10 protein-coding genes are annotated in these 8632 nt (G+C 65.9%); 3 read left to right on the top strand and 7 right to left on the bottom strand.

Annotated features, from left to right (window positions below; translation table 11 throughout):
- Together A5636_RS11235 and A5636_RS11230 are read right to left on the bottom strand one after the other, a co-directional pair.
- Positions 1-1307, bottom strand: a 1307-nt coding sequence (locus A5636_RS11235) for a class I adenylate-forming enzyme family protein (RefSeq protein WP_065158714.1), incomplete at its 3' end; no start/stop codon positions are given.
- A gap of 7 nt (positions 1308-1314) precedes the next feature.
- Positions 1315-2004 (bottom strand): hypothetical protein, encoded by a 690-nt coding sequence (locus A5636_RS11230; protein ID WP_253900564.1) that lies wholly within the window; start codon positions 2002-2004, stop codon positions 1315-1317.
- 167 nt (positions 2005-2171) lie between these two features.
- Between A5636_RS11230 and A5636_RS11225 the strand changes: the two genes are divergently transcribed.
- The gene (locus tag A5636_RS11225) at positions 2172-2798 is read left to right on the top strand and encodes a nitroreductase family protein (RefSeq protein ID WP_065158712.1); all 627 of its coding nucleotides are present in this window, start codon (positions 2172-2174) and stop codon (positions 2796-2798) included.
- Positions 2799-2931: 133 nt separating this feature from the next.
- Positions 2932-3447 (top strand): hypothetical protein, encoded by a 516-nt coding sequence (locus tag A5636_RS11220; RefSeq protein WP_065158711.1) that lies wholly within the window; start codon positions 2932-2934, stop codon positions 3445-3447.
- A gap of 53 nt (positions 3448-3500) precedes the next feature.
- On the opposite strand, the gene A5636_RS11215 is transcribed toward A5636_RS11220, so the two are convergent.
- The 3 genes from A5636_RS11215 to A5636_RS11205 form a co-directional block, all read right to left on the bottom strand.
- Entirely contained in the window at positions 3501-3923 is a 423-nt protein-coding gene (locus A5636_RS11215) for an anti-sigma factor antagonist (RefSeq protein WP_065158710.1), read from the bottom strand.
- Between the two features lie 176 nt (positions 3924-4099).
- Positions 4100-4495 carry a phage holin family protein gene (locus A5636_RS11210; protein WP_065158709.1) on the bottom strand — a complete coding sequence of 132 codons (396 nt, stop codon included), beginning with the start codon at positions 4493-4495 and terminating at the stop codon, positions 4100-4102.
- A 23-nt stretch (positions 4496-4518) separates the two neighbouring features.
- Positions 4519-5586 carry an amidohydrolase family protein gene (locus A5636_RS11205; protein ID WP_065158708.1) on the bottom strand — a complete coding sequence of 356 codons (1068 nt, stop codon included), beginning with the start codon at positions 5584-5586 and terminating at the stop codon, positions 4519-4521.
- Between the two features lie 87 nt (positions 5587-5673).
- Between A5636_RS11205 and A5636_RS11200 the strand changes: the two genes are divergently transcribed.
- Entirely contained in the window at positions 5674-6933 is a 1260-nt protein-coding gene (locus tag A5636_RS11200) for a sialate:H+ symport family MFS transporter (RefSeq protein ID WP_172827211.1), read from the top strand.
- Here the strand turns inward: A5636_RS11200 and A5636_RS11195 are convergent.
- Both A5636_RS11195 and A5636_RS11190 read right to left on the bottom strand, forming a co-directional pair.
- Positions 6930-8231: a competence/damage-inducible protein A gene (locus A5636_RS11195; protein ID WP_065158707.1), complete on the bottom strand. Its 1302-nt coding sequence runs from the start codon at positions 8229-8231 to the stop codon at positions 6930-6932. The two genes, A5636_RS11200 and A5636_RS11195, sit on opposite strands and share 4 nt — an antisense overlap.
- An 87-nt stretch (positions 8232-8318) precedes the next feature.
- The gene (locus A5636_RS11190; RefSeq protein ID WP_065158706.1) at positions 8319-8567 is read right to left on the bottom strand and encodes a hypothetical protein; all 249 of its coding nucleotides are present in this window, start codon (positions 8565-8567) and stop codon (positions 8319-8321) included.
- Positions 8568-8632 lie beyond the last annotated feature (65 nt).

Genomic DNA, 8632 nt, shown 5'->3' with positions numbered 1-8632 from the left:
TCCTCCAGCGTCACTGCAGTCCTGGCCACCACCGCGGCGCCCACCCGCTGCCCCAATTCTTGATCGGCGATCCCCGCCACGGCGACATCCCGGACGGCCGGATGCGACCGCAGTGCCTCCTCGACCTCGACCGGCCCGAACTTCTCGCCGCCGCGGTTGATGGTGTCGCGGAGTCTGCCGGTCGGGAAGATGTACCCGTCGGCGTCCTGGCGGCCGAGGTCGCCGGTGCGCAGCCACCCCGGAACGGTGTTGACCGGCGAGTTGACCCACAACTCGCCCACCGCGCCAGGCTCAACGTCGAGGCCGGTGTCGGGGTCGACCACGCGCACCTCGACGCCTGGGAGCGGACGGCCGACCGATCCCTCCCGGGCCGGATCATGATGATCGGCCGGCAGCAGGTTGGCGTATGTGCCGAGGGTCTCGGTCTGACCAAACACGTTGGTAAAAGCCACATGTGGCAATGCGGCGACCGCGCTGCGCATCAGCGTGCTCGGCGCAGCCGCGGCCCCGTAGGTGATGGCGGCCAACGACGACAGATCGGTGGTGGCGAAATCCGGATGCTCCAGGATGCGGTGCAGCATCGTCGGCACCAGGAACATGCCGGTCACCCGATGCTCGGACACCAGACGCAACCACTCGCCGGCGTCGAACCGTTTCTGCACCACCAGGGTGTTGCCCGAGTACAGGCTGGCAAGCAGCCCCAGTGAACCGCCCACGTGGAAGTAGGGCACACACATCATCACGACTGCGGGCGCGGTGCCCGAAGAGAACGGACGAGACGTTCGCTGCAGCCGCGATTCGAGTTGCCGGTTGCCGATCGCAACCGTCTTCGGCAACCCCGTGGTACCGCTGGTGAACAGAACCATCGCCGGCGCCTCGTCCAAGGCAGCGACCGGCTCAATCGATGCCGGTCCGCGGCTGTCCAGGAGGTCGGCTGCCGTCAGGACGGTCGGCGCCCCGGCTTCGGCGAGTCGCCCGGCATACGATTCTCCGGCCACCGCCACGTTGCAGCACCCCGCGTTGTCCAGCAGTGCCCGCAGCTCTTTCGGTGTCAGCGCGGGATTCATCAGCGCGACGGCGGCACCGATACGCGCCGCGCCGAGCAGCGTCGCGATCGACAGCAGGCCGGCGACGTCGACCACGGCCACGCGGTCACCGCCCGTGACCCCGTGCGCAGCTAAACCGGCCGCGCTGTGCCGGACGGCCGCCCCCAGTTCTCCGTAGCCGATCGACCGGTCGTCGATGATCAGTGCAATGCGCTCCGGATCCTCGGCCGCGGCTGCGTCGACGATCGTCCCGATGTTCATAGGTACCTCAGTGGAGTGGGGACCACGTCGATGTCCGCAGCAGTCGGCTGGTCCACTGGTCGCGCAGGTCCAGCGCGTCGTGCATCCAGGTTCCCGGCGCGCGGTACTCGGCGGGTATATGCGTGCGCAGCAGGTCGAGCAATGCTTCGGGGCGGCTGATGCGTTGCATCAGGATCACCTCGCGGCGCAGATGACTGCCCAGGGCCGGCTGAAAAGACGCATGCATCTTCAGCATCGAAGAGGGCTGTTCGAGGGAGCGCGCATACACCTCACCGCACCGCAGGATGTACTCCTCGAACTTGTCCTCGTAGGGCCACATGGTGTCCTCCATGTACAGGCTCATGTCGTGTTCTCGCCCGTCGACCGGCACCTCGTCGAACGGCACTTCGAGCAACGGCGACCACGGCAGCGGCACCAGCAGCTTGGCGTCGACCTCGTGGCGCAATTCGTCGGTGTGGTGCATCCAGTCCCGCAGGTCACCGCCCTGCACGCGGTGGGTCAGTCGCTCCCAGGCGGCACCGTCGCGAACCGCGGTGACGGTGATGACGGTGTAGGCGGGGCCGCTGCCGTGGGCCTGGTTGGTGTACCAGAGCAGGCGGGCTTCGTCGCCGGCGCCGAGCGCGGGCATCCAGCCGTCGCGGAATGCGGCCTCGAAAGCGTCTTCGGCCCGGCCGCGCACCGTGTGAACTTCGTGCATGAACAGCAACGCCAGACCTCTCCCGCGCGGCGCTGCCTCATGAACGCCTACTCGCCCGATTTCTGCGAGCACGTTAATCCGCGACGGTTGATCCTGTCCATGCGGACGTTTACCGGCCGCGGTCGTTGGGCGATTCTGAGCGGACAACGAAAGGACACACTCAGAAAATGGACATCGCTTCAGTCGACGAGCTGCTCACCACCACCCGGGCGGTACGCAAACGTCTCGACCTGACCCGACCCGTCGGGCGGGACGTCATTCTGGAATGCATCGGTTTGGCAATGCAGGCGCCGACGGCCAGCAATGCTCAGGACTGGCGCTGGCTGGTGGTCACCGACGCGGACAAGCGCGCCGCGATTGCCGACATCTACCGCAGTGTCGGTGCGCAGTATCTGGCGCACGCCGCCGCCACTGCCTCGGATCCGCAGACCCAGCGCGTTTACCGCAGTGCGCACGGCCTGACCGAAACGCTGGCCCAGGTTCCCGTGCACGTCATCCCCTGCCTGCTGGAGCCCATAGACGAGACCAACCGGTTGGCCGCCGCGTCGGCGTGGGCATCGATCATCCCGGCCGGGTGGAGTTTCCTGCTCGCCCTGCGCTCGCGCGGTCTGGGCTCGGTATGGACGACGATGCATCTGGCCAAGGAGCGCGAGGTCGCTGACGTGCTGGGAATTCCGCCCACGGTCACCCAGGCTGCGCTGTTCCCGGTGGCCTACACGATGGGAACCAACTTCCGGCCCGCGGCACGGCCACCGGCTGAGACGATCACATTTTGGGACGGGTGGGGTGGCTGAAGCGGTGCCCCGTGCTGACAAACCTGCGAGCATGCGTTGCGCTACCCGGCCAACTCAGAGGCCAGGTTCGGCGTTTGGACTGAGGCATGCGCTCGCTCGAATTTGGCTACGCGGCCCGGTACCCTCATTACTTATGCGCTCTAAGGAAACCGCTCGCACGGTATGGCGTGCCAGTGCCGCGGCACTATTGGTCGCCGGCTGGGCCGCGTCGGTGGGGATCGCAGCGGCCGATCCCGACCCCGCGCCGGCACCGTCGAACCCGGCACCGGCGCCGTCCGGATCACCGGCACCGGCTCCCGCGGGAACACCCAAGACGACTATCGACCACGACGGGGTCTATACCGTCGGCACCGACATCGCACCCGGTACCTACAGCTCGGGGGGACCGGTCGGCAGCGGCACCTGCTACTGGAAGCGGATCGGCAACCCGGACGGTGCGCTGATCGACAATGCCATGACCAAGAAGCCTCAGGTGGTGCAGATCGAGCCCACCGACAAGGCCTTCAAGACCAGCGGCTGCCAGCCTTGGCAGCCGTCGAGTGACGCCCCTTCCTCTGGGCTTCCCGGACCCGTTGCGGGGGCGCAGCTGCAAACCAGCCTCGGCATCCTCAACGGGCTGCTGGCTCCCAACGGACAACGCGTTCCGTAACCGCCGTGCCAAGGCGGCACTGGCACATGTTCAGCGAAGCGGGCTGAAGCTGTTCACGCCGGCGGGGTCAACGCATTCTCGACGGTGGAGTACATCGGCAACAATCGGCGCAGTCCGCAGGCGGCGATCGTGCGGGCGACGATCGGCTGGTTACTGACCAGCCGCAGATTGACGCCACGACGGCGGCACCGCACCGATTCCTGAGCCAGTACGGCGTAGGCACAGGACCCCAGGAAATCCAGCTCGCGAACGTCGACCACGAACGGGCCGGGCGCGATGGCAATGGAAGCGCTCCTGCTCAGCAACCGTTGCCACACCGTCTCGTTGCTGGCGTCGATGTCACCGCCGACGTGAAGGACGACGGCCGATCCGGTGCACTCGGTGACCGCTCGCAGACCACTGTTTGGATCGGCTACTTGCGAACTGAGCCGCGTGCTTGCGGGACCGGGCTGCGATCCGATCGCGACAGTGTTCATATTTCGCGTTATCCCGTCGTCGTTTGCTTATCGTCGTCGTACCGAGAGACAGCGTAGGTGTTTGCCGGTCTTAGCAGGCGGTCTTCGAAAGCACGGACTTAATTAGCATATGTGTAATTGGGCCTGACAACATAGGAAGTCCGCGTGAAATTTCCAAGTGGCGTTCCCGCGGGTGTTTATCGGCGGCGCTTGGCTCGGCGAGTGACCAGCGACAGGATCCAGCTGACGATCGACAACAGGATGGCCGCCCAGATCGCGGTCCACCAGAAATGGTCGATCTGCAGTCCCCAGGAAGTGGTGTGCTCGGTGATTCGGGCGGTGATCCACAACATCAGCGCGTTGACGACGATGTGGAAGAGACCAAGCGTCAGGATGTACATCGGGATCGCCAAGAGCTGCACGACGGGTTTGACGATCGCGTTCACCACACCGAACAGGACCGCGACGACGAAGATGATCCCGATCCGCTGCAGCGTCGAGTCACCGCCGACGAAGCGCAGGCCGGGCACGAACAGCGTGACCACCCACAACGCAAAACCAGTGAACACCGCACGCAGCAGGAAAGGCCCCATGCGCCGATCCTGCCATCAGCTGCTCAATTCAGGTGGTAGAAGCGCTGGGCATTGAGGCCGCCGATCTTTTCCCGCGATTGCTCGCTGATGTCGGACCGTTGGCGCAGGTGCTTGGTGCTTTCCGGCCACTCGCCGTCCCAATGCGGGTAGTCGCTGGCGAACATGATGAAGTCGTCGCCGAGCACGTCGATCACGCCGGGCAAAATCGGCTCTTCGGGTTCGCATGTCACCCAGATGTTGCCCGCCCGCAGGTACTCGTGCGGGTCACGCCGCCAGCCGCGCTCGATCCAGGTGCCCCGTTTCTCGTAGTGCTCGTGCAGCCTGTCGATGAAGAACGGAACCCACCCCGCACCGGCCTCCAAGAATGCGACGCGCAAACCGGGGTGCCGTTCGAAGACGCCGCCGGACACCAGCGCGGTCATTGCGGTCATCTGGTCGAAAGGGAAACTGACACAGTGCACTTGGATGTAGTTGGTGAACCGGTCCACGCCGATCTTCGGCAAATGGACCCCGGGGGCACCGTGGATGCCGAGCGGCATCTGAAGCTCCACGGCAGCGGCGTAGAAGGGGTCCAGGTCGGGGTGGTCGAGGTTGCGGGTCTTGAGCGCCGGCGGTACCAGGATCGCGACCAGGCCCAGGTCCTTGGCCTCGGCCATGACGTCGACGGCTACCCGGCCGTGTTCGATCGGCGTCACGCCGACGCCGCGTAGCCGCCCGTTGGTGGGTGCGCAGAAATCGGCGATCCATCTGTTGTAAAGACGCGCGAATCCGGCTGCGAATCCGGGGTTTTCCAGGGTTGGCGCGCATAGACCCAGGCTCGGATACAGCACCATCGTGTCCAGGTGATCGCGATCGGCGTCCCCCAGCATGCCCTCGGCGGTCGCGCAGTTCAGACCGGGGGCTTTGGAGATTCCGTGCTCGACGGGGCAGCCGGCGCCAGGTCCCTGATCTTCGGGGTATCGGCGGCCTTCGATCACCAGCCGCGGCCGGTCACCCGCGCTGACGGTGACGAACTCCGGCCAGCGTTCGAGCATCTCGGTAGCCAGGGTTGGGTTCTCTGCGACGTGCCCGTCGGCATCGATGATTCGCATGCAATCGGAACATACTCGCGCACCGCGTTGGGCGGCGTGCGGTGCGCCATGTTCGCGGTAGGGCGGCGGGTAAGCCACGATGCTCAGGTGAATAGACAGCGGCTGACCAGCGACCAGCGCAATTCGTTCATCGCGGCATTCTTGGGCTGGACGATGGATGCTTTCGACTACTTCATCGTGGTGCTGGTCTACGCCGACATCGCAGAGACCTTCCACCGCACCAAGACCGAGGTCGCATTCGTCACGACTGCCACGCTGGTGATGCGACCAGTAGGGGCACTGCTATTCGGACTATGGGCCGACCGGGTCGGACGACGGCTTCCGTTGATGGTCGACGTGGCTTTCTACTCGATCGTTGGATTTCTCTGTGCGTTCGCGCCCAACTTCGCCGTGTTGGTGGTGCTGCGACTGCTGTACGGCATCGGGATGGGTGGCGAGTGGGGGCTTGGCGCGGCGCTGGCCATGGAGAAGGTGCCGACCGAGCGACGCGGGTTCTTCTCCGGCCTGCTGCAGGAGGGCTATTCGTTCGGTTATCTGCTGGCCACGGTGGCCTCCCTGGTGGTGATGAATGGACTCGGCTTGTCGTGGCGCTGGTTGTTTGCGTTGAGCATTGTCCCGGCACTGATCAGCCTGATCATCCGATACCGAGTCGAGGAGTCGGAAGTCTGGGAGGCCGCACAAGACCAGATGCGACTTACCAAGACCAGAGTTCGCGACGTGCTGCGCGAGGCCAAGGTCATCCGGCGTTTCATCTACCTGGTGCTGCTGATGACTGCCTTCAACTGGATGAGCCACGGCACGCAGGACGTCTACCCCACCTTCCTGCAAGCGACCGACGACCACGGCGCCGGGCTGTCCAGCGTGAGCGCCCGTTGGATCGTGGTGGCCTACAACGTCGGTGCGATCATCGGCGGGCTGCTGTTCGGCACTTTGTCCCAACGGTTCGGTCGCCGCTACACGATCGTGTTCTGCGCTGTGCTGGCCTTGCCGATCGTGCCGCTGTTCGCCTATTCGCGCACCGCGGCGATGCTGTGCCTGGGGTCGTTTTTGATGCAGCTTTTCGTGCAGGGAGCGTGGGGCGTGATCCCGGCCCACCTCACCGAGATGTCGCCCGATGCAATCCGCGGCCTCTACCCCGGAGTGACCTACCAACTCGGAAACTTGTTGGCGGCGTTCAACCTTCCCATCCAGGAACATCTGGCGCAATCGCACGGCTACCCGTTCGCGCTGGCCGCTACGATTGTGCCGGTGTTGACGATGGTCGCGTTGCTGACGCTGATAGGTAAGGACGCCACCGGGATTCGTTTCGGTACCTCCGAAAGCGCGTTTCTTCCCGCGGAGCGCTAACCGCTCAGGATTCGCAGCAGTAGGTGCATCGCGACGGTCGTCGAGCGCTCTCTGACGTCAGCCCGGTTACCCGGCAGCCTCAGGGTCCGGGTGACCGTCCGCCCATCCGCCAACGCAACGGTGAAACATACTGTCCCAACCGGCTTCTCGTCCGTTCCGCCCCCGGGGCCGGCGATTCCGGTGATGGCGACAGCGGTGTCGGCATCGAAGCGCTTCAGGGCGCCGGCCGCCATCGCCTCGGCGACGGGCTCAGAAACCGCGCCGTGCTCTTCGATCAGCGCGGCATCGACACCGAGTAGGTCGATCTTCGCCTGGTTCGAGTAGGACACCACACCCCCGGCCACATAATCCGAGGATCCGGGCCGTTCGGTCAGCCGCGCGGCGAGCAATCCCGCGGTGCAGGACTCCGCCGTCACGATCTTGCGGCCCGCGAGCAAACGCGCGACCAGATCGTCGACCTGGGAGCCGTCTTCGGAGAAAACCTGATCGCCGTGCCGGTCGCGTAACAACTGGGTCAGCTGCGCGTAGACGTCTGCCGCGTCCGGTTCGTAGCGCGTGACGATCTCCAACTCCCCGCGCCGCAGACAGGTGGTGATCTCCAGCGCGGCAAAGCCCGGGATTGCGGTCTCGGCGTCGCGCAATGTCTCGGCCAGGCCCGACTCGGGCAGTCCGAACATCCGCACCATGTCCTGCCGGTAGACCGTCCGGCCGGCGAGCGCCTCCTGCACCGCAGGTGTCTCGATTGCCTTGCGCCACATCGGCTGTAGCTCGCGCGGCGGTCCAGGAAGCACCAGCACCGCGGGCTTGCCCGGCACCACCACACCCGGTGCGGTACCGACCGGGTCAAGGATCTGGGAGCCGACCGGAATCATCGCCTGTTTGCGGTTCGCAGTCCGCACCGACTCGAAGTTGCCTGGTTCCAGCAGTGCCGCGAAGGCGGGATTTCGCGCCATCAACGACTTGAGGATCTCGGCGATGCGTTGCTCGAGTTCCTCGTCCAGGACCAGCTCGCGGCCGCAGAACCGGGCTACCACTTCGACCGTCATGTCGTCGGCGGTCGGGCCCAGCCCGCCGCTGGTAATGATCAGGTCCACACCCTGCTCGCCCATGAAGCGCAGCTGCGCCTCGATGTCGGCAGGGCGGTCACCGCAGATGGTGATGTGTGCCAGCTCCACCCCAAGCTCCAGCAGCCGATCCGCGATCCAGGGACCGTTGCGGTCCTGGATCCGGCCGGTCAGAACCTCGGTGCCGGTGACGACGATGCCTGCGCGTGCGCTCACCGTCCTGAGATTACGCATGCCTGAACCCGTCCGACGCCGTGGTGCAGGCGCGGCCTGCCCACTCCCGTGAGTGGCGGCTGGATGCGGCGGTGCGCAACCGGCCGGTCAGCCCTCAGGTACTGGGACTGCCTTCTTGTCCGGGTATGCCCGGGTCGACCAGGCCACCGCGTTCCTCCGCCCGGCCCGGCTGCCCTGCCCGGCCCGGCTGCCCCGGCTGACCCGGTTGACCGGGTTGACCGGGTTGACCGGGTTCGCCCGCACGCCCGCCGGCACCTGGTGCACCACCGGGGCCGCCAGCACCACCGGGCCCGCCGGCACCGCCGTCGCCGCCGCGGCCGCCGTCCCCGGGAACACAGGTAGCGCTCAATCAGACTGGTACTCAGTGGCTCGCCTAACGGCTCGGTCATGGTACCCATGCT

The organism is Mycobacterium asiaticum (genome assembly GCF_001673315.1).
In the GTDB taxonomy this organism is placed as follows: Bacteria; Actinomycetota; Actinomycetes; order Mycobacteriales; family Mycobacteriaceae; genus Mycobacterium; species Mycobacterium asiaticum_B.
The sequence above is the reverse complement of the archived record's forward strand: the minus strand, read 5'-3'. Positions and strand labels throughout refer to the sequence as shown.